The sequence below is a fragment of the Shinella sp. AETb1-6 genome (assembly GCF_009826875.1).
In the GTDB taxonomy this organism is placed as follows: domain Bacteria; phylum Pseudomonadota; class Alphaproteobacteria; order Rhizobiales; family Rhizobiaceae; genus Shinella; species Shinella sumterensis.
On sequence record NZ_WUMM01000003.1, the window covers coordinates 77,609 to 99,720 of the forward strand.

The following is a 22,112-nucleotide window of genomic DNA, read 5'->3' on the forward strand; positions in this document are numbered from 1 at the left end:
GGAGTATGAGACGATGACGGATTTTTCAGTCGATCAGGACGCAAGGGCGGTCATCCTCCCCGCTTTCGATAGCCTCGATTTTGCGGAGGTCATGCTTCCCTTTCTCGAGCGGGGCGGCTGCTCCGTGCTGATCGGAGAAAACCGGGCGGAATATGTCGCCCGCGCCATGTCGCCGGAGCGATTGGCGAGAGAAACGCCGGAGCGATTTCATGCCTGCATCGCTGCATTGAAAGCCGTGACGCCTCATCTTATCGTCGCTGTCGATCAGGAACTCAGCGGTATCCAGCGGTTACAGGGCCTGGTGCCGGCACTTCCCACCCTTGAGGAAGCGCAGGCCTTGGACGACGAGGCGTTGGCAGAGCGGTGCCGGGTCACTGCGGCCGCGGCGCGCGAACTCGACGTTACGATGTTCCTCGCCCCCGTTGCCGATATCGTCGACGGCCAGAACCCCTGGCTGCGCGCCCGTACCATGGGTGTCGAGCCGCAAGCCGTGGCACGGGTCGTGTCGGCCTTCGTGAAGGGTGTACAGTCGGCAGGCGTCACGGCGGTGACGAAGCACTTCCCCGGCTTCAACGATCTTGTTGAAGATCCGGCGCTCGTCGACGTTTCGTTGTTGTCGCCGCGCGAACGCATTCTCCAAAATGCACTCCCGTTCACCGCCGCCATTGAAGCCGGCACAAAGGCGATCATGACGGGTCCGGCGCCGGTGGCCGCGATCGACCCCGACAACGCCGCGAGCACGTCGCCGGCGGTCATGGCGATGCTGCGGAACGACTTCGGCTTCAAGGGGCTGGTCGTCAGCGATGATCTCGATGCACCCGCAACCCTGCGCGGCCGCACACTGCTGGAAACCGCGACTGCGTCCCTTAATGCCGGTGCTGACCTGCTGCTTGTCGGCGGTGGTCCGCATCTCGACACGCTATGTGAGGGCATAGCAGCTGCGACGCGGGCAGGGCGCATCACGCGGGAGCGTCTCGGTGAAGCGGCAGCCCGCGTCAGGCAGAACGCGACCGGTGTGTGACATGACCTCCAATCAAGCTGTTCCATCGACATGGCGGTCTTCAAGCCGGCTGCAATGCACGCTCTTCTTTCTCGCCGCCGGCCTCGGCATCGGTGCCTGGGCGTCCAGCCTGCCGCTCCTGGCATCGGGCGTCGGGCTCGACAAGGGGCAGCTCGGGCTTGTCCTGCTGTGCTTCGCCCTTGGCGCGATCGTTCTCATGATGACGATTGGCCGCTACATCGACCGGGTGATCAGCAACGAAACGCTCAGCCTTTGCGGCGGCGCGGTGTTCGGTGCGACTTTCCTCGCCATTCCCTTCATCGAAAATCCCGTTGCGCTCGGTGGAGCCGTTGTCGTCGCGGGTGCCGCTTTCGGCACACTCGACGTCGCCATGAATACGGGCGCCTCGCGGATCGAGCAGGAAACGGGAAGGCATCTGATGTCGTCCTTCCACGCGGTATTCAGCGTCGGCAACCTTGTTGGCGCGCTTCTCGTCGGCCAGCTGATCGGGTACGGCGGCGGCCTGCTCGCATGCCTGGGCATTGCCGGTCTGCTGGTTCTGTCGTTTTCCTTCGTCTCCCGCCTGATCGCAGGTCGGGTGGAGTATTCGGCGGTTTCTTTCGGGGTGGGCAGAAGCGAGCCTGCGGCCGGTCTTGGTGCCGCACAGCGAGCTCTGATCCTTCTGCTGGGTGCGATTGGGTTTCTGGCCATGCTTGCCGAGGGCGGCGTGATGGATTGGACAGCGATCTACATGATCGATGTGCTCGGTCGGCCCGAAAGCCATGGCGCCTATGCATTTGCGGCCTTTGCCGCGGCCATGGCCGTTGGTCGTTTCGCCGGCGATGGCCTCGCGCGCCGGCTGGGCCATGGGATCATCATCCGGGCAGGCGGGCTGATCTGCGCTGTCGCGATCGCCATCCTGCTGTTTGTCGACCATGCATTTCTGTCCTTCGCATCACTTGCCTTGTGCGGCTTCGGCGTTGCGAACATGGTGCCGGCGGTTTTCGCCAGTGCAGGACGTGTCGGCGGGAGGGCTGCCGGCCGCGCCATCTCCATCGTAACGACCATGGGCTACACTGGCCTGCTGCTCGGGCCGGCCGTGCTGGGCTTTCTTGCGCAGGCAACCACGCTCGTCGTGAGCTTCGTGGTGATCCTGATCGCTTTTCTGGTAATAGCCGGTATGACGGTGCCACTTGATCGTCGTCTCAAGCGCTCCCGATCGGAGCACTGAGTTCGGCGCTCATGGCAGGAGCGACCTGCCATGAGCACGCGCCCGCGCGGGAGATGCAACGTTTCTCGACGGGCACGTTCATGATTCCTAGAAATTGGTCTTGAACCATTCGATCGTCGCGGGAAGCAGGACCTCGTCGACCGTCTTTGTCGTGGTTCCGGCGTTCCAGTCATGGTCGGAATCGACCGTGATGAGATCATCGGGGCCTTTGTGATAATCGAGCAAAATATGCCCGGCCGCCGGCTGCGGTGTCACGACCGTCTCCTTCAGCCCGACGATGACCCGCAAGGGACCGGGATAGCCACCAATGGCGCCCACCGGCGTCACTTTTGGAAGTTCGCTGAAAAAGGCACCCTTGAGCTTTGTTTCGCCTCCCCACGACAGCTTGGCCGTCGTAACGGTTTCCACCGGCCCGGACATTGCCCTCTTCACCGTATCAACTCCCATGATGGTGCTATAGGTCGCGACGGGATTGGTGACCGGTGCCCAGAGGACGACGGCGGATGCCTCCGGCCTCAAAGCGGCCAGATGCCCACCGACAAGACCGCCCTGGCTATAGCCGAGAATACCGATCTTCGAGACGTCAACATTCGGAAGGGCTTGCAGGTAATCGAATGCGAGAACAGCGTCCTTGACCTGTCCTGAAAACGTGGTGTCTTCCCAATTTCCGTCGCTCTCTCCCGATCCGTTGAAGTCGATGCGCAGGCTGGCGATACCGCTATCCGCAAGCCGTGCAGCGGTATAGGCAAAAAGTCCCGTTGTGCCTCCTGCGATGGGAAATTCGTTTTTCTGGCCGGTGAAGCCATGGAGCATGAGGACGACGGGCGGGTTCTTCTCATTGTCCGGCAGGTTCAGGATGCCGGCGAGCCCTCTTCCGCCACTTTCAATTCTCACCGCCGTTTCTGCAGCATGACCGGCGGTTGACACGAGAGTCAGAAGCAGCGTTGCCACTAAGGAGCAGACATTCATCACAGTTCACCTCATTGTTGTTGGCTTTGAACAATCTTCGCAAAGAGTGCTTTCATGCCAATTTCGCGTTGATGAGAAAGGTGACGCGAACAGAAGCATGACCCGAGAATTGTTGTCGATCAGATGTCCGCCGTCGCGATGGGGCGCGGCCCCGACACGAGATGTATAACGGGCTGGACTGAGAGATGCGTAATCATTATGGAGTAGGCCTGCGGCTGCGCTGATGTGCCGTCAAACATTTCCTTGGATATGTAGGGCTTCCAACTTTGAAAAAAACGCAACGTAGTTTTGCAGTCGAATACAAGGGTCGACGCAAGCCAGACCCCAAGTCCAACTCGATATGGGGCGGCATTGATCTCAAATCTGTTGCCCGCGATGTTGAGGAAGAGGCGGTGCCATATGCTCCAGGCAATCAATCGGACGACAGATCCGCCGGCGATGTGCTTGCCTCGAAAGCTGAGGCAGTTGAACCGTTCTTGACAGAACCGGTTCGGCAGCACACAACTGGAGCAACCAACGAGGAGACGACCATGGCTGACGAAAGCGAAACGACGACCACTGTAGATGCACCGACTGTTGTTGGCACGCCCACCCCGGCGAAGAAGCAGCGCCGACCGCGCGCTAAGAAGGTGGCTGCTGAGGTGGCTTCCGCCGGCACCGCATCGGAAACAGCGGTCGTTTCGAACGACACGGCTGGAAAGCAGAAGCGGGGACGCAAGGCGAAACCGGTCGAAGCTGTTGCTCCCGCAAAGCCCAAGCCCGTGAAGCGTACTCCAAAGCCCGTGAAGAAGACGCCTGCCGTCTCCAAAGCGACCGACGATATCTCGGACCTGCTGCAGCTTGAGGAAGAAAACCAGAAGCTGCGCAAGCTGCTTGCTGAGAAGCTTCGCACCGAAAACGCCGACCTGCGCAAGCGGCTTAAGCTCGATTAATGCCGGCAGCCGGCCGATGTTCGGCCGCGGGTTCATGTGTTGACGAGTGTTCTGATGACGTTTGACCGCGTCAGCGTGTGAACTCGTAGTCTGCAGGCGGATAACGCGGGGTCGATAAATGGCGTCTCCTTGGAACATCCTTGCCCGGCTTGTGTCGCCGCGACGCCAGCAACGGCAGGAAGATGACCCGGTCGAAAAGCCGAACGTTCCGGCGATTGCGGATTCGACAGAAAAGCCGGCGGCCGTCGATCAACCCGACGGCCCTTCCACCGTCCGCTCGCAGCTTGACGATGCTGCCGGCGGCACCGTTGCTGACGGGACGGTGGAGAACGATAACGCCGACGTCCCGAAAGACGTCGGCAGTTCCCTTGCCGATGTCTCTCCAAACAAAACCCGGAAACCAAACAAAACCAGAAACACTGCCAAACCCGCATCGGCCAAGCGAAAAGGCCGTGCCGGAAACGTGGAACCGCCCGCTGCTGCCGCGCAGCCTCCGCAGGTTGCCCCTACCGTCTCCGAGCAGATGACCAGTCTGGACGAAGAGATCAGGACTTTCCGCGAGCAGTTGGCGAGCAAGCTTCGCCTCCAGAACGCACAGCTGAGGACGATGCTGGAGCGTTACGAACGTTAAGCTGCCCGCGTGGTCCGTCGGTTTGGCGTAAGCCGGAAAGATCGCGATCGAGCCAACGGATAGGCAGAGCCGACCTGTATCGAGTGTCGGCGCTCGGAGAAGGCGCTTCTCACTTTATCGCAATGCTCCATGACGACGTCGAATGCGGATTCGTTCCCGTCTCTGATCCATTGGATCTCTTATGCGTTCATTCCTTAGCCAGTGAAGACCTCGGGCGTCAGAGACTTGCTTGTCGATCAATCCGCGCGTTTCAACCGTCCGCTCTCAATGGCGCGCCGTCCGAATTGGAGTATCGCTCGAGCAATTGCTCGACTTTCGCGACACCAAAAAGGTCGTCCAAGATGAGATACGCCGCCCCGAACAGGGCGCTGTCTTCTTGCGCCGTCGACAGCACAATCGAGAGGTTACGCGTCGCCAGCGGCAGGCAGCGCTGATAGACGAGCTCGCGAATGCCCGAGAGCAGCAAGTCTCCACCGCGCGCCAGCGTGCCGCCGATGACGATCAGGCTGGGATTGAGGATGCTGACGACATCGGAAACGACCTCGCCAATGGTTCTACCGGCCGCCCGTAGCAGCATGAGCGCCTCCGGTTTGCGCTGGTCGACATGGTCGATGACATCGCGGGCGGTTTCCGCGTGAAAACCACGTGCATTCAGATCGCGCGCGATTGCCCAACCGGCAGCGCGCGCCTCTATGCAGCCGAATTTTCCGCAGCGGCAGAGCGGTGCATCGTCCGACAGGAACTGGATATGGCCGATATCGCCTGCAGCGCCCTGTGCGCCGCGAAAAAGCCGGCCACCGGCAATCATGCCACTTCCGATCCCCGTTCCGATCTTGACGAAGACCATGTCGTCGATGGCGGGAAATCGGCGCTTGTGTTCACAGATCGTCATCAGGTTCACGTCGTTCTCGACATAAACCGGCACGGCAAAACGGCGCTTCAGCCAGCCGATGATATCGAACTCATCCCACCCGGGCAGGACCGACGGGCCGACGACGCAGCCGCGCTTGAAATCGACCGGCGCGGGCAGACTGAGTCCGATGCCGACAAACAGGCCGTTCGTCTTCTGAGCATCTTTCGCCAGTGCAGAAATCGCATCGCCGATTTGTGCCAGCGTTACATCCGGCCCGCTGGTAATCGAAAAGGGCAGCGTCGTCTCGGCAAGGATAGCCGGCTGCAAATCCATGGCTGCAAGATGAATGTGCGTTTCGCCGATGTTGGCGACGATCACGAACCCGCTTTCCGCGTTGATCGCGAGGACGCGCGTGGGACGTCCGCCGCTCGGCAGCGTGTCCTGCGTCTCGCATACGAGCCCGCTTGCCAAAAGCCCGTTCAACCGTTGCGTGACCGTAGCCCGCGACAGGCCCGACGCCTCAAGCAATTCGGCGCGTGATGTTGCCGCTCCCGAGGCGATCAGGGAAAGCAGGCTTCCCGCCCCGTCGATCATCGTCGCGTCGATACTCTGGTTTGGTTTTTTCATGCAAAGCTCCCGTCAGCCCGCTCTAGCGGGAAAGGCCGGCGAAATAAAGCGAGGATTTCCGTGCAACGGCTCATTATGTATAATAAAATACATAAGATTGCTATTTATGTATTATTTTGTATGTATCGGGTGATTGTGGGTGGAGAGTTCGTTCGTGCGTACATATCTTATCGGGTTGGACTACGGTTCCGAGTCTGCGCGGGGCGTGCTGGTCGATGCGGAAAGCGGGCAACAGGTGGCCCACCACGTCCATCCCTATCGGCACGGGATCATGACGACTGTGCTGCCTGAAGGAAGCAGCATCCCTTCCGGCTTCACGCTGCAGAACGCCGATGATTACACGGAGGCTGCGGCCGACATTCTCTCGCGGCTGGGGCGCGGGCGCACGATCCAAGGCATCGGGCTCGGTTTTACCGCCAGTTCGCCGCTTCCTGCCAGCGCCGACGGCGTGCCGCTGTCACGACGGTACCCTGGCGATCCGCACGCCTATGTAAAGCTCTGGAAGCACAACGCGCAGGCCTATGCGGACAGCATCAATGCCCGCCCGGCCCCGTTTCTCGACAATTTCGGAGGGCGTGTCTCCGGCGAATGGCTGCTGGCGAAGGCCGCGCAGATTGCGGCGGAAGCGCCGGCGCTGTGGGCGGCGACGGACCGGTACATCGAAAGTGGCGACTGGCTTGTCTGGCAATTGACCGGGCAGGAGGCGCGGGGCCTGGGCTTTGCCGCCTTCAAGGCGCAGTTTTCGGCCGAAGCCGGTTATCCCGAGGGTATAGTGGGGGGCCTTCACGAGCGGCTTTCAGCCCCGCTACCCGTCGGGTCGGCGGCGGGAACGTTATCGGCGGAATGGCGTGACGTGACGGGTATTCAGGGTGCTGCAGTCGTCGCCGTCGCGGTCATCGATTCGCATGTTTTGCTGCCGGCCATCGGTGCTGTCTCGCCGCGCTGTTTTGTCGGCGCGCTGGGGACGTCCGCCGCCTATCTTTATCTAGGGGACGCGTACAGGCCACTACCTCCGGGCATCGAAGGTGTCGCCTTCGATGGATCGATGCGGCAGCTCTGGTGCTACGAAGCCGGCCAGCCGAGTTTCGGCGACACGCTCGCGTGGTTCGTGCGGACGTTTCCGCGCGGCAAGGGCATGCAGGCAAGCTTCCTTGCCTATAACGAAGAGGTGGCCGCGCTCGCGCCTGCGGCCGGCCGTCTTGTGGCGATCGACTGGCTGGGCGGCAACCGTGTCCCGTTCGCTGATGGCAATCTGACCGGCCTGCTTGCCGGCCTGACGCGCCACACAACGGCTGGTGAAATCTATCTCGCGCTGATGGAAGGCCTGTGCTTTGGCGCGCGGACGATCTTCGATCTTTTTCCCTCAGGTGGATTGCCGGTGGACCGCGTGTTGATGGCAAGCGGCCTGGCGCGCGCAAATCCTTTGTTGATTCAGATGATGGCAGCCGTGCTCGATTGCCGCGTCGAAGTCCCCGACATCGAAAATGCCACGGCCGTTGGTGCTGCCATCCATGGCGCTGTGGCCAGCGGCGCTGTCGAGACGTACGCCGACGGCGCCGCGCGTTTCGGTGCCCAACGTTTTACATGTGTCGAGCCGCAACCGATGAAGGCATCGCGCTATCGATCCGTCTATGAAATTTACCGCGGCCTGACATCGGGTGGAACCGTTCACTCGGCGATGCATGCGCTTCGTGATTTGTGACCAGGCACGATTTCGGCAGCCTGCGTATTTTGCATAAAAATATACAAAACATAAGTTTTTAGCATTTGACTTTATCCAAAAGAGATGCGCAAATTCCCTCGGCCTTTGAGGAGAGGTCGTGCCGGCCGTGAGAGCCAGAAGGCTCGGCGGCGTCATCAAATTTGGGAGGGTTTCATGTCGCTTCATAGCATTCGCACATCCGTGCGTTCGACGGCTTTCGGCGCGCTCGGCCTTGCGCTGGGCCTGACTTTTGCCGCTGGGTCCGCTTCAGCGGAAGACGTCATCGTCGGTCTCGTTACGAAAACCGAGGTCAATCCATTCTTCGTCAAGATGCGGCAGGCGGCCGACGCCCGCGCCAAGGAAAAGGGCGTCAAGCTGATCGCGCGCGCCGGCAAGTTCGACGGCGACAATGAAGGCCAGGTTGCGGCCATCGAGGACCTGATCAGCGCGGGCGCCAAGGGCATCCTGGTTACCCCGAACAATTCCTCCGGCATGCTCGATGTCATCAAGAAGGCACGCGAGGCTGGCGTGCTTGTCATTGCACTCGACACGGCAACGGACCCGGCGGATGCGGTCGATGCCACTTTCGCGACCGACAATTTCGAGGCCGGCGTGCAGCAGGGCAGCTATGCCCGCAAGGCGCTCGGCGACAAGAAGGCCGTCGTCGCCATGCTTGACGGCACGCCCGGCGGCACCGTCGACACGTTCCGTCACGACGGTTACCTGAAGGGCTTCGGCATCGCGGAAGGCGATCCGTCCATTGCCGGTGCGGCGATCACAAACGGCGCGCAGGACAAGGGCCAGATCGGCATGGAGAACCTGCTCTCCAAGAACGGCGACATCAACGCCGTTTATACGATCAACGAACCTGCCGCCGCTGGCGCCTATGCAGCGCTCAAGTCGTTCGGCAAGGAAGGCGATGTCATGCTGACATCGATCGACGGCGGCTGCGCGGGTGTGCGCGACGTCAAGGACGGCAAGATCGCGGCGACCGTCATGCAGTTCCCCTACAAGATGGCCGCTATGGGTGTCGATGCCGTTGTGGAATATGCAGCCACCGGCAAAAAGCCGAGCGGCTTCGTCAACACCGGTTCCTTCCTGATCACGGACAAGCCGGTCGAGGGGCTGGAATCGAAGGATACCGCCTGGGGTCTCGAAAACTGCTGGGGTGACTGAACGCTTTCTCCCGATGGGGCCATGTGAGGCTTATGCCGAGCGTGGCCCCGTTCGGGGATCGCTGCATCCGTGAGCACACCGCCGGCTGCGTCCAGCCGACGTTTCCCGGGTGGGGCGCGCCGCGCAAGATGACCATCAGCATGAGATCGCCATGACAACAGCCACCGTTTCTCCAGTCGAGACGTCGCGAAGCCTGAAATCGCGCATCCTTGGTGCGCCCTCGGCGGGGCCGCTGCTGGTGTTGATCGGCTTCTGCCTGATCTTCGCGCTCAGCAATCCGCGCTTCCTGGCAACGCACAACCTGTCGATTATCCTGCAGCAGACCGTCATTATCGGCGTGCTGGCCATCGGCCAGACACTTGTCATCCTGACGGCCGGCATCGATCTGGCAGTGGGCGCCATCTGCGTTCTCGGCACGATCGTTGCGGGCAAGCTGGTCAACCTCGGCTATGATCCCGTTCTGTCGATGGGCTTTGCCATCCTGCTTTGCACAGCAGCCGGCCTTGCCGCTGGCGGTCTCGTCAGCGGGCTCAGGCTGCCGCCTTTCATCGTCACGCTCGGCATTCTCGGCATTCTGACCGCCGCCTTGCGGCTGATCTCGGAAGGTGGCGCGTTTCCGGTGCGCGATCCCTTTCTCGCGTGGACGGGCAACACGATGAAGCTCGGCGGCTTCGTGCTGACCTATGGCGTGCTGATCATGTTCGCGCTCTACGCCGTCGTCTGGTATCTGCTGAACCAGACGAAATGGGGCCGTCACGTCTATGCCATCGGCAACAATACCGAGGCGGCGCGCCTTGTCGGCATTCCGGTGCGGCGGCATCTCCTTTCGGTCTACCTTCTCGCCGGGCTGATCTACGGCATTGCCGCCTGGCTCGCGCTCGGGCGCATTCCAAACGCCGATCCCAATGCGATGCAGAGCGCCAATCTCGATTCGATCACCGCCGTGGTGATCGGCGGCACCAGCCTTTTCGGCGGGCGCGGTGGCCTCACCGGCACCCTGATCGGTGCCCTTATCGTCGGTGTGCTGCGCAACGGCCTCACGCTCGCCGGCATTGATCCGCTCTGGCAGGACCTGGTCACAGGCATCCTCGTCATCATCGCTGTCGCACTCGATCAGATGTCCCGGAGGAAAAGCTGATGTCTGCCGAGACCACGCCCCTTCAGGCCACCGAGACAAAGCCCCATATCGTGCTGGAAGCACGCAATGTGGTGAAAACCTACGGCCATGTCACCGCACTTGATGGCGTCGACTTCGAACTGCGCGCCGGGGAAATCCTGGCCGTCGTCGGCGACAATGGCGCCGGCAAGAGCACGCTGATCAAGGCGCTGACAGGCGCGCTGCACCCCACCAGCGGGGAAATCCTGCTGGATGGTGTTCCCATCCATTTCAAGGGTCCGCTCGATGCGCGTCATGCCGGTATCGAGACGGTGTATCAGGATCTGGCCGTCGCCCCGGCGCTCGACATCGCGTCCAATCTCTTCCTTGGCCGTGAACTGCGTGCGCCCGGCCTGTTGGGAAGCCTTTTCCGTCGCCTTGACAAGAAACGGATGCGCGAGGAAGCCCGACGCGCAATGAACGAGTTGAAGTTCCGCCTGCCGGCAATCGACAATCCTGTCGAGTCACTCTCTGGCGGCCAGCGACAGGGGGTGGCGGTTGCGCGTGCGGCGCTCTTTGCCCGCAAGCTGGTCATCATGGATGAGCCGACTGCCGCGCTCGGCGTGCGCGAAACCGGGCAGGTGCTGGAACTCATCCGCTCGATCCGCGATCGCGGCCTGCCGGTGGTGCTGATCAGCCACAACATGCCCAATGTCTTCGACATTGCAGATCGCATTCACATCATGCGGCTTGGCCGGCGTGCGGCGGTCGTGTCGCCGAAAACCCATACCATGAACGATGTCGTCGCCATCATGACCGGTGCCGCGACGGCCTAAGTCTTCCGCCCGCCTTCGGGCCGGGCCGCAACGAAAGGAAATAGCCTCATGTACCGCCTCGATCAGAAGCTCGCGCGCATCCGCGCCGGCCAGTACACGCGCAACGACTTCATCATCGCCGATGCCAAGGACGGTGATATGGGGCCGAGCATGACGTCGTGCGGCCCCAAGCGGGCCAAGGACGGTACTTGGTCGCGCCACTACACCCGGCCAGAATTCCTGGAAAACATCCGTGCCGTGGTCGAGCAGGACCTCGTGGATATCATGCTGACATCAGCCTCCAACATGGAGGCGCTGATCGAGATGGGCGTCTACCGCAACAGCGCGGTGAAGCCTGCAATCCGCGCCAACGACACGACCGATGTCTGGGTCTGCCGCGGCGCGACCTATTCGAAACAGCCGTCGCGGCCTTTCCGGACGGCATCCCTTTCGCGCGTTGCCACCGGCACCATCGACCCGGCGCCTGGCGCTCCGATCACCGGCACGGACCTCGGGCTTTATTCCATCACGTTCAACAACGATCTCGACCATGACTATCAGGCGCTGGAAGCGTTCCATGCGTTCCGGGAGGACGCTGCGCGCAACAATTTCAAATACTTCCTCGAAGTCTTCAATCCGAATGTCGATTCCGGTATCGCGCCTGACATGGTGCCGCACTATGTCAACGACGTCATGATGCGCTGCCTTGCCGGTGTGACGAAGGCGGACCGGCCGCAGTTCCTCAAAATCCCGTTCAACGGGGCCAAGGCAATGGAAGAGCTCGCCTCCTATGACCCGAGCGTCATCGTCGGCGTCCTGGGCGGCGGAGCGGGAACGACGCGGGATTGCTTCGAACTCCTGCACCAGGCCGAACGTTTCGGCGCGCGGGTGGCCTTGTTCGGCCGCAAGATCAACCTTGCCGAAAATCCGCTGGAGATGGTGCGTTTCATGCGCGAAGTCGCTTCGGGAACGATTGCCCCGTCCGAGGCCGTAAAAGCCTACCATGCCAGCCTTTCGAAGGACGGGATCACGCCTATCCGCGCACTTGCCGAGGATAACGTCGTCACCGAAGCGGTTCTCAAGGCGGAACAGTCGAAATGACCAGCGGCCGGCGGGGTATTCTCACAGCCGGCACGTGGTGTGTCGATTACAATCGCACGGTCAGCCACTGGCCCGGCGAGGATGGCCTTGCCGAACTGTTCGAGGAAGAGCGTCACGGCGGCGGATCGGGCTGCAATCTCGCCGTCGACATCAAGCTGCTCGATCCTGCCATCCCGGTCGAGACGATCGCTCTTGTCGGAGACGATGACGACGGCCGCTTCCTCATGGCGACCGCCACGGCCGCCGGGATCGATACGCGGCAGATGAGGACGACGGGAGGTGCCGCTACCCAGTTCTGCGATGCCTTCGTGTCGCGCGCAACGCACAGGCGCACCCACATCTTCCATGCCGGAACAGGTGCACTGCTCACGCCCGAGCACTTCGACTTTTCCGAAACACGAATGCGCTTTCTGCATCTCGGTCTGCCCGGCGTGCATCGTATTCTCGATTCACCCTGGCATGACGAGCCGAATGGCTGGGTGGCCGTCCTGAAGAAAGCGCGCGCGGCTGGCCTGCTCACCAATATGGAACTGGCGAGCATCGAGCCGAACCTGATGGCCGCGCTTGTTGCACCATGCCTGCCGCATCTCGATTATCTCATTGTCAATGACGTGGAGATCGGGGCGATTGCCGGAATCGAGACCACTCGGACCGGGATGTCCGACAGGGATGCCTGCATAAGAGCGGCGGAGGCCGTCATGGAGTGTGGCGCGATGACGCTGGTTGCCGTGCATTGCCCGGGCTTCGCGATCGCCGTGACGCGTGACGGAGAGCATACGGTCCTGCCCTCCGTTGCCATTCCCGAGAGCGAGATCCAGGGCGCAAACGGCGCCGGCGATGCTTTTGCCGCCGGCATGATCTATGGCCTCCACGAGGAATGGACAATCTCGCAGTCACTGCAACTGGCTCATGCCGCCGCCGCGGCGTCCCTTCGCAGCATTTCCACGACCGGTGCGATCGTGCCGTGGCGTGAGTGCCTGTCCCTCGCGAAAACGTGGGGCGTTCGCGCTCCCGGCGGTGATGGCCAATTGCCCACCGGCGCTCACTGAACGAAATGGGACAGCGCCGCCGTTGCCAACATGGCCAACAGAGCGGTGGGCGCGCCGCTTGGCTCGCTCACCGCTCCGGCCGAAGTCAGATAGCCTGGCCGCCCGAAACCTCGATGCGCTGTGCGGTCACCCAGCGGTTGTCATCGGAGAGCAGGCTCGCGACCATCGGACCGATATCGTCGGGCAGGCCGACGCGACCGAGTGCCGTCAGCTGGGCGAACTGTGCGTTCAGATCCCTGTTATCGCGCACGACCCCACCGCCGAAATCGGTCTCGATGGCGCCTGGAGCGACGGCGTTTACGGCAATGCCGCGCGGGCCCAGTTCTTTCGCCATATACCGTGTCAGCGTTTCGACCGCGCCCTTGGCGGACGCGTAGGCCGAGAACCCTTCATAGGAGAAGCGGGTCAGCCCGGTCGAGAAATTGACGATCCTGCCGCCATCGGCAATCAGTGGCAAAAGCGCCTGGGTCAGGAAGAATACGCCCTTCACGTGCACGTTGAACAGCCCGTCGAACTGTGCCTCGGTCGTCTGCCGGAACGGGGCGAATTCGCCATGGCCTGCATTGTTGATCAGATGATCGAACGTTTCGCGGTTCCAGATTTCCCGCAGGCTGCTACGCAGCGCATCTGCAAAAGCCGGAAAGCTTGCTATGTCTGCAACATCGAGCTGGAGGGCAACGGCCTTGCGGCCCATGGCTTCTATTTCCGCGACGACCTCGCTCGCCTGGGCGGCGTTGCCACGATAGGCCACGATGACATCACCGCCGTGGCGGGCAATCGCGATGGCTGTGTTGCGGCCAAGGCCGCGATTGGCGCCGGTGATCAGTGCGATTTTACTCATGGAATGCTCCTTCCGTCGTTGGGGTGAGCCGAAGATGGCGCGGAAGCGCCCCGAAGAGTTGCCTGTTCCTCGCCGAGTTTTGCCTGTTTCTGCGAATCTCGACGATATGGCTTGCAAATGAGCCGATATCCTTGCCTGATACGGCAACGAAATTTTCATAAGACCGTCTCATGCACACTCTTCTTGACCTTGTTCGCCGTCATACCAATGGCCATTCCGACCGGTCCGGTTTTGCGCCCACGCCCTTTCGCGGTTTGGGTGCGGTTCGTGTGCTGCATCCGGGCGAATTGCAGGTCGCGGTGCAAAAGCCGCTGATAGCGATCTGCCTTCAGGGCCGCAAACGCGTGACCATGGGCACGAAGAGCTTCGAATATGGTGCAGGCGAAGCCCTGGTCATCACGGCCGATGTGCCGACGATAAGCCAGATTCTCGATGCAAGCCCGTCAGCTCCGTATTATGCGGTCGCGCTCGAACTCGATGCCGCACTCCTGCGCGCGCTGACCACCGAGGCCGATCTGCGTCCGGTCGATGCCGGCCCGATCCATGTCGAGCCGGCGGACGCCGACGTGATGGATGCGGCGCAGCGGTTGCTGCGACTGATGGAGAGGCCCTCCGCTCTGCCGGTGCTGGGTGACGCGTTGATACGCGAGATGCATTACTGGCTGCTGACCGGGCAGCATGGTGCCGCGATCCGTTCGCTTGGCAGGGCCGATACCCACGCCGATCGTATAGCACGGGCGGTGGCACTGATCCGCCAGGACTATGCCGGCACACTGCGCGTTGGGGATCTCGCAGCAGAGGCGGGGATGAGCGAATCGTCCTTTCATCAGCATTTTCGCGCTGTCACCACGCTGTCGCCGCTTCAGTTCCAAAAGCAGCTGCGGCTGATCGAGGCGCGCCGGATAATGCTCATGGATCGTGCCGGCATCGCCCACGCCGCCCACTTCGTCGGCTATGAAAGCGTGCCGCAGTTCACGCGGGATTACGCGCGGCTGTTCGGCATGCCACCCGGCCGTGATATGCGCGAGGCGAGGCTGGGTGCATGACGCCACGCAGAACGGGACGTCTTGGCGGCCGGTTTCAGGCTGCACTGCTTGGGCTCGACGACGCCCGGAAGGTGCTGGGCGTCTGTCCGAAAGCCTTGCGAAACTCGCGTGAAAAATGCGCCGTGTCGGCGAAGCCCGTGATGTTTGCGATCTCCATCACCGAGAGCGAGCCGCCCGATAGAAGGTAGCGCCCATAGTTCAGCCGCATGCTTCTGAACGCTTGTCCTATCGTCTGATTGAGATTTGTACGGAACAGGCGCTCAAGCTGGCGGTGGGAAATCGCGCAGTACCGTGCAATCGCAAGGCTGTTGGGCGGCTGGTCGAGCTGCTGTTCCATGAAATGCAACGCTTTGCGCACGCGGCTGTCGGTTCCATCAGGCGGCAACTGGAAGAAGTGCGCCTGCGGTACGCTCGCCGGTCGCATCGATGTGAGCATCATGTGGCGCATGACCTGCCGCGCCCGTTCTGATCCGCAGTGCCGCACGATGAGATAAAGCGCCAGATCGATGGCCGCGGTCGATCCGGCGCAGGTGATGACATCGCCTTCATCGACAAAAATTCTGTCCATGGAGATCTGCGCCCGTGGAAACCGGCTCTTGAAGGCCTCAAGAACGTTCCAGTGGATGCAATATCTCCGGGCGTCGATCAGGCCGGCTCGGGCAAGCGCGAAACTTCCCGTGCAGACTCCAAGCAGGCCGATACCGAGATTGTGGGCCGACCGGATGAGGTGGAGCAACTGAGGCGACGGGGTATCATCGTCGAAACTGTTGCCACCGCAGATCGCGATGTAGTCGTAACCGGTGGGATCGCGCGGGGCCGCCAGCGTTGTTACGGACAGACCGCAACTGGCGTGAACCTGGCCTCCCTTCAGCGAGTATACGCTCCAGCCGACACGGATCTGCCGGCTTTTGGCCGCGTCGTCCGCCGCCAGCCGAAGCGCGTCTATGAAGCCGGAAAAGGCCGCCAGCGTGAACTTGTCCTGCAAGACGAAGGCGATACGCAGCTCCAAGCTATTCTCCGGTGTTCTCATCAAGGCTCGTCCGTCCAGATTTGTCGATAATGTTCAACCATGTGGCCATATTATTCAATAGAGATCGTCTTCTTACTGCTATGGTCCTCCCCGGACAATGATCCCAAGCGCAAAACGCGACACCCCAGAGACGGAGAACGAGATGTGGAATAAAGTATTGATGAGCACGGCGGCGGCACTTGTCGGCCTGTCGCATGCAGCCCATGCCCAGACGACGCCGCAATCGATTACGGTCGCCTACTACGGTGGCAATTGGGGTGAAGCATTCGACGCGTGTGTCGCCCAGCCTTTCACGAAAGCAACCGGAATCAAGGTCGTCGCCGAGATCGGCAATTCCACGACGACGCTGTCCAAGCTGCAGCAGCAGACGGGCGAAGCGGTCATCGACGTCGCCTATATGGATGGCGGGATCAGCGAGATCGCCGAGGCCGCTGGCGTTCTGGCGCCGATCGATCTGGAAAAGCTCTCCAATGCCGGCGCCCTTCAGCCGCAGGCGATCTATAAGAACGGCGACCACGCGTTCGCTGTCAGCGCGGGCTACTATTCGCTCGGCCTCATCTACAACACGTCCGAGGTCAGCGACGTGCCCCAGAGCTGGGAAGAGCTCTGGAACGAGAGCTATGCGGGCGCCGTTGCCATCCCTTCGCCCAACAATTCGGCTGGCGTCCCGTTCGTGATTTTCCTCGCCGGGGCTTTCGGCGACAAATCCGAAACCATGGATGCCACTTTCGCCAAGCTGAAGGCGCTCGACACCGGTCTGCTCTATGATACGTCGGGTGCGGCATCGAACGCGTTTCAAAGCAACGAAGTAGTCATTGGCGCCCATTTCAACGTCGGCGCATGGGACCTCATCGACGCCGGCCTTCCGATCGGCTTCACCGTTCCCAAGGAGGGCGTGTGGGCAACGGACGCTCGCATGCATATCGTAAAGGGAACGAAAAATGCCGATGCTGCCGCACAGTTTATCGACACCGCATTGACCGCCGAGGCGGCGAGCTGCCTTGCCGAAAAGCTCTATCTTGGTCCGGCTGTCACCGGCGTGAAACTTTCACCCGACGTGGAGAAAAAGCTGCCTTGGGGTGCCGGCGGATCGATCGAAAGCCTGCGCCTCTTCGACTGGTCGGACGTTAACACCAAGCGTCCCGCAGTCACCGACCGTTGGAACCGCGAAATCGCGAACTGAGCCAATGACCCTGCTTGCCATCCAAGACGTCTCGAAGTCCTTCTCAAGCCACCGAGCGCTCGATCGCGTGTCGCTGGATGTCATGCAGGGCGAGTTCATTTCTCTGCTCGGTCCGTCCGGCTGCGGCAAGACGACACTTCTGCGCGTCATTGGCGGCTTCATGTCGGCCGACGGTGGGCGCATCATCATCGATGGGCAGGATGTGTCGTCGTTGCCGCCGGAGCGGCGGCCACTCAACACTGTTTTCCAGAACTATGCGCTGTTCCCGCACATGACGGTTCTGGAGAATGTCTCGTATGGCCCGCGGCGTGCCGGCGCCTCTCGCAAGGAAGCGGAAGTGCGGGCGCATGAGGCGCTGGAAATGGTTGGCCTGGCCGCGATGGCACCGCGCAGCCCGCGTGCGATGTCGGGCGGTCAGCAGCAACGCGTTGCGCTCGCCCGCGCCATCGTCAACAAGCCCAAGCTGCTGCTGCTTGACGAGCCGCTGTCGGCACTGGACCTGCAGCTGCGCAAACGGATGCAGATCGAACTCAAACAGCTGCAGGTCCAACTCGGTATCACATTCATCTTCGTGACACACGATCAGGATGAGGCGATGGCCATGTCTGACCGCATCGCAGTGATGTCGGCCGGCCGTATCGAACAGATCGACGAGCCCGAGACCATATACCGTCGGCCGCGCACCCGTTTCGTCGCCGATTTTATCGGTGAGGCGAACATCGTGCCGATGCAGAAAGACGGGCGTTCGCTCGCGCGCGACGCTGCTTTCGATGGCGTATTGCGCCCGGAAAACCTTCGTGTCTTTACGCGCGCCGACAGCCTACCGGACGGCTGGCTTTCGCTTCCGGCGACCGTTTCGGCGAGCACATATGTTGGCGGCACCTCCAACATCTACATGGTCTCCGGCGGCCGGTCGTTGCATGCGCGCAGCTACGGCGTCCTGCCCGGCGACATCCGCGAAGGCGTCGAGATCATCGCGGGATTCGATCCGGCCGACATCCATATCCTGGAAGGGTAGGGCAGATGTTTACCTCCCGTCTCACCCTTCTCTGGTTGCTGGCGCTTCCGCTCTGCGTCTTCACCGCCTTTTTCCTCATTCCTCTCGGTGTCGTCTTCGTCGCATCGCTGACGACGCAGGACGGGCAGTTCACGCTTTCCCAATATGGGCGCGTGCTTTTGGATGGTTACCACTGGCAGGTCATTGCCGTTACCTTCCGGCTGGCAATTCTCTCCACGATCATCTGCATCGTGCTCGGTTATCCGCTGGCGTGGTACCTCGTGCGCATCGTCAAATGGCGCAGCTGGCGTAGGGCATGCGTCATCATGCTGATCCTTCCGCTTTTCACGTCCAACATCGTTCGCTCGTTCGGCTGGATGGTCCTCCTCGGACGGACGGGACTGGTCAACGACGCCTTGCTGGGAGCCGGCCTGATCGAACGTCCCATTCGTTTCCTCGGAACAGAGACCGGCATCCTCATCGGCCTAGTCTACATTCTTCTGCCGTTCACGGTGCTAACGATCGGCAACGCGCTTGCCCGCGTCGAACCATCGCTCGAGCACGCCTCGCGCGACTTGGGGGCCGGACCACTCCGCACCTTCTGCAGCATCACGTTTCCGCTGACGATGCATGGGGTCATGGCCGGGGGCATCATCGTCTTTTCGATGGCAATCAGCGCCTATGTGACGCCCGCGCTCCTTTCCGGTGGCAAGGTCACCGTGCTCGCCATGCTCGCCTTTCAGCAATACTCGACTGTCTTCGATTTCAACTATGGCGGCGCGCTTTCCATCACGCTGCTTACGTTCACCATGGCCCTTATCGGCATTTCGTCCTGGATGACGCGCATCGGCGTGCACGAAAAGAAGGGAAACTGAGATGATCATTCGTCTCATAGCGCTGACCACGCTGGCCTATCTCGTGCTGCCGTTGGTGGTGGTGATCGGCGTGTCGCTCACCGAAACCAAATTCCTCGCCTTTCCGCCTCAGGGGCTGACGCTCTCCTGGTATGCGGTGATCCTGGAGAACCCGACCTACATTCGCTCGTTCCTCACCAGTGCCGGTCTTGCTGCCCTGGCGACGATGGCGGCGATGCTTGTGGCTCTGCCGGCCGCAATTGCGATGACGCGCTACACCTTTCCGGGCAAATCAGCGCTTTCCGCCGTCCTCCTGTCGCCGCTTGTCCTGCCGCATATCGTGATCGGCGCGGCCTTGCTGCAATTCGGTGCGTCGATCGGGCTGGTAAGGAACTTTCCGGCACTGCTGGTCGGGCATGTCATCATCGTGACCCCCTTCGTGTTGCGCACGCTTCTGCCGTTGTTTTCCCACGACCAGCTGTCCCAGGAAGAAGCATCGCGTGATCTTGGCGCATCAGCGTGGTCCACCTTCTTTCTGGTTACGCTTCCGCAGATCAAGGCGGGACTGGTGTCGGGTGGAATATTCGCTTTCATCACGTCGTTCATCAATGTCGAGCTATCGATCTTCAATACGACGTCGACCCTGAACACGATCCCGGTTCAACTGTTCAACTACGTGCAGTACTCGGTCGATCCCTCCATCGCGGCGGTCTCGTCGCTAACCATCTTGGCAGCAGCCATAGCAATCATATTGATCGATTGGCTGATTGGCTTGGACTTCCTGTCCGGAAGTTAAACGTATTCACCCAAACATCGTCAGGAGAAGAAAAATGCGCGTTCAGGACGTGTATAACGTGATCTATACCCACACGGAAGGTGAGCCGCTGTGCATCATCTACAGTGGGATTCCCTATCCGGCCAATTCGAGCATCCTTGAGAAGCGTACTTTTCTTGAAGAGAACTACGACTGGCTGCGCAAGGCGCTGATGCGCGAGCCGCGCGGTCATGCGGATATGTTCGGCGTCTTTCTCACACCGCCATCATCTTCCGAATTCGATGCCGGGCTGATCTATATCGACGGCAAGGAATATTCGCATATGTGCGGGCATGGAACCATTGCGGTCGCAATGGCGATGGTCGCAAACGGCCTGGTGCGGCGCTCGCCGGACGGGCTTACCAAGATCCGCTTCGAGACGACGGCGGGCCTGGTCGTGGCCGAAGTCGCGCACGAAGGTGATCGCGTGCTCTGGACCCGTTTCGAGAACGTTCCGGCCTATGTTGCCGAGCAGGATATCGAATTCGAATTGCCGGGCTACGGCCGCCTCAAGGCCGATCTGGTCTGGGGCGGAAACTACTTCGGCATCATCGATCTTCGCAACACGACGTTGCGTATCGCGCCGGAGAACGGTTCCGAGCTTTCCCGCATGGGCCTGATCGCACGCGAAGCCATCCGCGAGAAAGTCAAGGTGCAGCACCCGACCGAAGCGCACATCAACAATCTGAACTTCGTGACCTTCTGGCACGAGCCGACGATCGAGGGTTGCCTCTACAAGAACGTCCACGTTTTCTCGGCAGGCCAGCTCGACCGTTCGCCCGGTGGGACCGGCACGTCGGCAATGATGGCGTATTTCGAAAAGCGTGGCGTGATCAGCCTCAACCAGACGATCACGTCTGAAGGCCTGCTGGGATCGGGCGTGTTCGAAGGCTGCCTGATCGGAGAGACAAAGCTCGGTGAAGTCCGCGCTGTGCGCCCCACCGTCAAGGGCACTGCCGGCATGCTGGGTACGGCCGCCTGGACCATAAACCGCGATGATCCGGTCGACGCGGGTTTTCTCGTGCTCTGATGTGAATAGGATGCCGGCGGCAAGTCCGCCGGCATCTCGGTCATCGCGAATGGCGCGTGTGAACGGCAGCGATTGTCGGGCTCCCGTCCATACCGATACCGCCGACGGTTCGCACCACGGTTGCCCGCGTAGAGTGAAGTGGTTATTTGAGGAGGCGCGATATGGAGTGTGCCGCTCAATGCCAAATGAACCGGGATTTCTGGATGAGGACCTCGAGCGTGCGCGCGTCGCCTGGCTCTACTTCATAGGCGGGCAGACCCAGCAGGAAATCGCTCAGCGGATGAATATCACGCGGTTGAAGGTCAACAAGATCATCGGCCAGGTTCGTGATTCCGGCGCGGTTCAGGTGAGCGTTTCGCTGCCCCTGACGGATTGCATCGAACTCGCTGAGGAAGTGTCCCATCGCTATGGTCTCGCCGACGCCGTCGTGGTGCCGGACCTCGACGATTACATCGAGCAGAAACGCGTCATCGGCGAGGCGGCCGGGACGCTTGCCAGCGAGCTCATCGAAGATCGTGACATGGGTGTCGGCATCGGGTCGGGACGAACCCTGAGCTTTGCGGTCCGCGCGCTTCGGGCGCGTCCGCGATCCGAAAGCTGGGTCGTGGGGCTGACCGGCGGTGTGACGAGTGGCTCGTCGACGAACACATTCGAGGTCGCGACGGCGTTTGCACGCGCGCTCGGCATCGAATGTCATTATCTGACCGCGCCCATCTACTGCGCCAACCCGGAAAGCCGCGATGCCATCCTGTTGAACGATGAACTCACCGACGTCCTCGCGCGAACGGAGATCGCGGATGTGGGCATCGTTTCGTGCGGGGCGTTGACGCAGGATACCTCGCTCACCCAGATTCGAGTCGTGAAGGATAATCTCGATACCGTCCTGAAACGTGGCGCGGTGGGGGAGTTCATGGGCTGGTTTCTGGATGCCCAGGGCCGGCCCATCGATCACTTCCTGAACGAGTCGATCATTGCGCTCCCGCCGGAGAAGCTCAAGCTCAAGCCGATTTCCGTGCTGGTGTCGGGTGGCATCCGCAAGATCCCGATCATCCGCGCCATTTTGCGCGCCGGCTACGTCAATCGGCTCGTTACGAATGAGGGGGTCGCGCGGGCCCTTCTCCAGGGCCCGCGCTGA

At 61.3% G+C, this 22,112-nt stretch carries 21 protein-coding genes; 17 read left to right on the forward strand and 4 right to left on the reverse strand.

What is annotated here, in order from left to right:
* Nucleotides 1-13: 13 nt before the first annotated feature.
* The gene (locus GR158_RS06020; RefSeq protein WP_160870355.1) at nucleotides 14-1,021 is read left to right on the forward strand and encodes a glycoside hydrolase family 3 N-terminal domain-containing protein; all 1,008 of its coding nucleotides are present in this window, start codon (nucleotides 14-16) and stop codon (nucleotides 1,019-1,021) included.
* Nucleotide 1,022: 1 nt separating this feature from the next.
* On the forward strand, nucleotides 1,023-2,231 hold the full coding sequence (locus GR158_RS06025) for an MFS transporter (protein ID WP_160870356.1): 1,209 nt from the start codon (nucleotides 1,023-1,025) through the stop codon (nucleotides 2,229-2,231).
* An 87-nt stretch (nucleotides 2,232-2,318) separates the two neighbouring features.
* On the opposite strand, the gene GR158_RS06030 is transcribed toward GR158_RS06025, so the two are convergent.
* Nucleotides 2,319-3,200: a S9 family peptidase gene (locus GR158_RS06030; protein WP_160870357.1), complete on the reverse strand. Its 882-nt coding sequence runs from the start codon at nucleotides 3,198-3,200 to the stop codon at nucleotides 2,319-2,321.
* A gap of 266 nt (nucleotides 3,201-3,466) precedes the next feature.
* Here GR158_RS06030 and GR158_RS06035 point away from each other — a divergent pair, with 266 nt between their 5' ends.
* Together GR158_RS06035 and GR158_RS06040 are read left to right on the forward strand one after the other, a co-directional pair.
* Nucleotides 3,467-4,132 carry a transcriptional regulator gene (locus tag GR158_RS06035; RefSeq protein ID WP_160870358.1) on the forward strand — a complete coding sequence of 222 codons (666 nt, stop codon included), beginning with the start codon at nucleotides 3,467-3,469 and terminating at the stop codon, nucleotides 4,130-4,132.
* Between the two features lie 118 nt (nucleotides 4,133-4,250).
* Nucleotides 4,251-4,763 carry a hypothetical protein gene (locus GR158_RS06040; RefSeq protein ID WP_160870359.1) on the forward strand — a complete coding sequence of 171 codons (513 nt, stop codon included), beginning with the start codon at nucleotides 4,251-4,253 and terminating at the stop codon, nucleotides 4,761-4,763.
* 250 nt (nucleotides 4,764-5,013) lie between these two features.
* Here GR158_RS06040 and GR158_RS06045 read toward each other — a convergent pair whose 3' ends face one another.
* Complete coding sequence (locus tag GR158_RS06045) at nucleotides 5,014-6,210, reverse strand: ROK family transcriptional regulator (RefSeq protein ID WP_246665555.1); 1,197 nt, start codon at nucleotides 6,208-6,210, stop codon at nucleotides 5,014-5,016.
* Between the two features lie 187 nt (nucleotides 6,211-6,397).
* Here GR158_RS06045 and GR158_RS06050 point away from each other — a divergent pair, with 187 nt between their 5' ends.
* The 6 genes from GR158_RS06050 (at nucleotide 6,398) to GR158_RS06075 (ending at nucleotide 13,182) form a co-directional block, all read left to right on the forward strand.
* Nucleotides 6,398-7,945: an FGGY-family carbohydrate kinase gene (locus GR158_RS06050; RefSeq protein WP_160870361.1), complete on the forward strand. Its 1,548-nt coding sequence runs from the start codon at nucleotides 6,398-6,400 to the stop codon at nucleotides 7,943-7,945.
* 189 nt (nucleotides 7,946-8,134) lie between these two features.
* Complete coding sequence (locus GR158_RS06055; protein WP_209020845.1) at nucleotides 8,135-9,121, forward strand: substrate-binding domain-containing protein; 987 nt, start codon at nucleotides 8,135-8,137, stop codon at nucleotides 9,119-9,121.
* 151 nt (nucleotides 9,122-9,272) lie between these two features.
* Complete coding sequence (locus GR158_RS06060; protein ID WP_160870362.1) at nucleotides 9,273-10,259, forward strand: ABC transporter permease; 987 nt, start codon at nucleotides 9,273-9,275, stop codon at nucleotides 10,257-10,259.
* Complete coding sequence (locus GR158_RS06065; protein WP_134646495.1) at nucleotides 10,259-11,053, forward strand: ATP-binding cassette domain-containing protein; 795 nt, start codon at nucleotides 10,259-10,261, stop codon at nucleotides 11,051-11,053. The genes GR158_RS06060 and GR158_RS06065 overlap by 1 nt, the downstream gene beginning before the upstream one ends.
* Nucleotides 11,054-11,101: 48 nt before the next feature.
* Complete coding sequence (locus tag GR158_RS06070) at nucleotides 11,102-12,133, forward strand: hypothetical protein (protein WP_134646497.1); 1,032 nt, start codon at nucleotides 11,102-11,104, stop codon at nucleotides 12,131-12,133.
* Entirely contained in the window at nucleotides 12,130-13,182 is a 1,053-nt protein-coding gene (locus GR158_RS06075) for a carbohydrate kinase family protein (RefSeq protein WP_160870363.1), read from the forward strand. The genes GR158_RS06070 and GR158_RS06075 overlap by 4 nt, the downstream gene beginning before the upstream one ends.
* An 85-nt stretch (nucleotides 13,183-13,267) precedes the next feature.
* Here the strand turns inward: GR158_RS06075 and GR158_RS06080 are convergent, their stop codons facing one another.
* Nucleotides 13,268-14,023: an SDR family NAD(P)-dependent oxidoreductase gene (locus GR158_RS06080; protein ID WP_134646501.1), complete on the reverse strand. Its 756-nt coding sequence runs from the start codon at nucleotides 14,021-14,023 to the stop codon at nucleotides 13,268-13,270.
* A gap of 170 nt (nucleotides 14,024-14,193) precedes the next feature.
* Between GR158_RS06080 and GR158_RS06085 the strand changes: the two genes are divergently transcribed.
* Nucleotides 14,194-15,069, forward strand: a complete 876-nt coding sequence (locus tag GR158_RS06085; RefSeq protein WP_160870364.1) for an AraC family transcriptional regulator — start codon at nucleotides 14,194-14,196, stop codon at nucleotides 15,067-15,069.
* 34 nt (nucleotides 15,070-15,103) lie between these two features.
* Here GR158_RS06085 and GR158_RS06090 read toward each other — a convergent pair whose 3' ends face one another.
* The gene (locus tag GR158_RS06090) at nucleotides 15,104-16,099 is read right to left on the reverse strand and encodes a GlxA family transcriptional regulator (RefSeq protein ID WP_160870365.1); all 996 of its coding nucleotides are present in this window, start codon (nucleotides 16,097-16,099) and stop codon (nucleotides 15,104-15,106) included.
* 142 nt (nucleotides 16,100-16,241) lie between these two features.
* Here GR158_RS06090 and GR158_RS06095 point away from each other — a divergent pair, with 142 nt between their 5' ends.
* The 6 genes from GR158_RS06095 to GR158_RS06120 are packed head-to-tail and all read left to right on the forward strand — an operon-like array spanning nucleotide 16,242 to nucleotide 22,112.
* Nucleotides 16,242-17,282, forward strand: a complete 1,041-nt coding sequence (locus GR158_RS06095) for an ABC transporter substrate-binding protein (protein ID WP_160870366.1) — start codon at nucleotides 16,242-16,244, stop codon at nucleotides 17,280-17,282.
* Between the two features lie 4 nt (nucleotides 17,283-17,286).
* Nucleotides 17,287-18,300 (forward strand): ABC transporter ATP-binding protein, encoded by a 1,014-nt coding sequence (locus GR158_RS06100; RefSeq protein ID WP_160870367.1) that lies wholly within the window; start codon nucleotides 17,287-17,289, stop codon nucleotides 18,298-18,300.
* 5 nt (nucleotides 18,301-18,305) lie between these two features.
* Entirely contained in the window at nucleotides 18,306-19,154 is an 849-nt protein-coding gene (locus tag GR158_RS06105) for an ABC transporter permease (RefSeq protein WP_134646512.1), read from the forward strand.
* A gap of 1 nt (nucleotide 19,155) precedes the next feature.
* Nucleotides 19,156-19,929, forward strand: coding sequence for an ABC transporter permease (locus GR158_RS06110; RefSeq protein WP_134646514.1), 774 nt, complete (start codon nucleotides 19,156-19,158; stop codon nucleotides 19,927-19,929).
* 34 nt (nucleotides 19,930-19,963) lie between these two features.
* Nucleotides 19,964-20,977, forward strand: coding sequence for a proline racemase family protein (locus tag GR158_RS06115; RefSeq protein WP_160870368.1), 1,014 nt, complete (start codon nucleotides 19,964-19,966; stop codon nucleotides 20,975-20,977).
* A gap of 49 nt (nucleotides 20,978-21,026) precedes the next feature.
* A complete protein-coding gene (locus GR158_RS06120) occupies nucleotides 21,027-22,112 on the forward strand; it encodes a sugar-binding transcriptional regulator (protein WP_246665556.1) in 1,086 nt (361 codons plus the stop codon).

Excerpts from the sequence above, each read along its gene's own strand:
- GR158_RS06030 (WP_160870357.1), bottom strand. The coding sequence starts at position 3,200 with ATGAATGTCTGCTCCTTAGTGGCAACGCTGCTTCTGACTCTCGTGTCA.
- GR158_RS06070 (WP_134646497.1), top strand. The coding sequence starts at position 11,102 with ATGTACCGCCTCGATCAGAAGCTCGCGCGCATCCGCGCCGGCCAGTAC.
- GR158_RS06110 (WP_134646514.1), top strand. The coding sequence starts at position 19,156 with ATGATCATTCGTCTCATAGCGCTGACCACGCTGGCCTATCTCGTGCTG.
- GR158_RS06115 (WP_160870368.1), top strand. The coding sequence starts at position 19,964 with ATGCGCGTTCAGGACGTGTATAACGTGATCTATACCCACACGGAAGGT.
- GR158_RS06080 (WP_134646501.1), bottom strand. The coding sequence starts at position 14,023 with ATGAGTAAAATCGCACTGATCACCGGCGCCAATCGCGGCCTTGGCCGC.
- GR158_RS06095 (WP_160870366.1), top strand. The coding sequence starts at position 16,242 with ATGTGGAATAAAGTATTGATGAGCACGGCGGCGGCACTTGTCGGCCTG.
- GR158_RS06020 (WP_160870355.1), top strand. The coding sequence starts at position 14 with ATGACGGATTTTTCAGTCGATCAGGACGCAAGGGCGGTCATCCTCCCC.
- GR158_RS06040 (WP_160870359.1), top strand. The coding sequence starts at position 4,251 with ATGGCGTCTCCTTGGAACATCCTTGCCCGGCTTGTGTCGCCGCGACGC.
- GR158_RS06120 (WP_246665556.1), top strand. The coding sequence starts at position 21,027 with ATGGCGCGTGTGAACGGCAGCGATTGTCGGGCTCCCGTCCATACCGAT.
- GR158_RS06105 (WP_134646512.1), top strand. The coding sequence starts at position 18,306 with ATGTTTACCTCCCGTCTCACCCTTCTCTGGTTGCTGGCGCTTCCGCTC.
- GR158_RS06075 (WP_160870363.1), top strand. The coding sequence starts at position 12,130 with ATGACCAGCGGCCGGCGGGGTATTCTCACAGCCGGCACGTGGTGTGTC.
- GR158_RS06045 (WP_246665555.1), bottom strand. The coding sequence starts at position 6,210 with ATGATCGACGGGGCGGGAAGCCTGCTTTCCCTGATCGCCTCGGGAGCG.
- GR158_RS06025 (WP_160870356.1), top strand. The coding sequence starts at position 1,023 with ATGACCTCCAATCAAGCTGTTCCATCGACATGGCGGTCTTCAAGCCGG.
- GR158_RS06090 (WP_160870365.1), bottom strand. The coding sequence starts at position 16,099 with ATGAGAACACCGGAGAATAGCTTGGAGCTGCGTATCGCCTTCGTCTTG.
- GR158_RS06060 (WP_160870362.1), top strand. The coding sequence starts at position 9,273 with ATGACAACAGCCACCGTTTCTCCAGTCGAGACGTCGCGAAGCCTGAAA.
- GR158_RS06065 (WP_134646495.1), top strand. The coding sequence starts at position 10,259 with ATGTCTGCCGAGACCACGCCCCTTCAGGCCACCGAGACAAAGCCCCAT.
- GR158_RS06100 (WP_160870367.1), top strand. The coding sequence starts at position 17,287 with ATGACCCTGCTTGCCATCCAAGACGTCTCGAAGTCCTTCTCAAGCCAC.
- GR158_RS06085 (WP_160870364.1), top strand. The coding sequence starts at position 14,194 with ATGCACACTCTTCTTGACCTTGTTCGCCGTCATACCAATGGCCATTCC.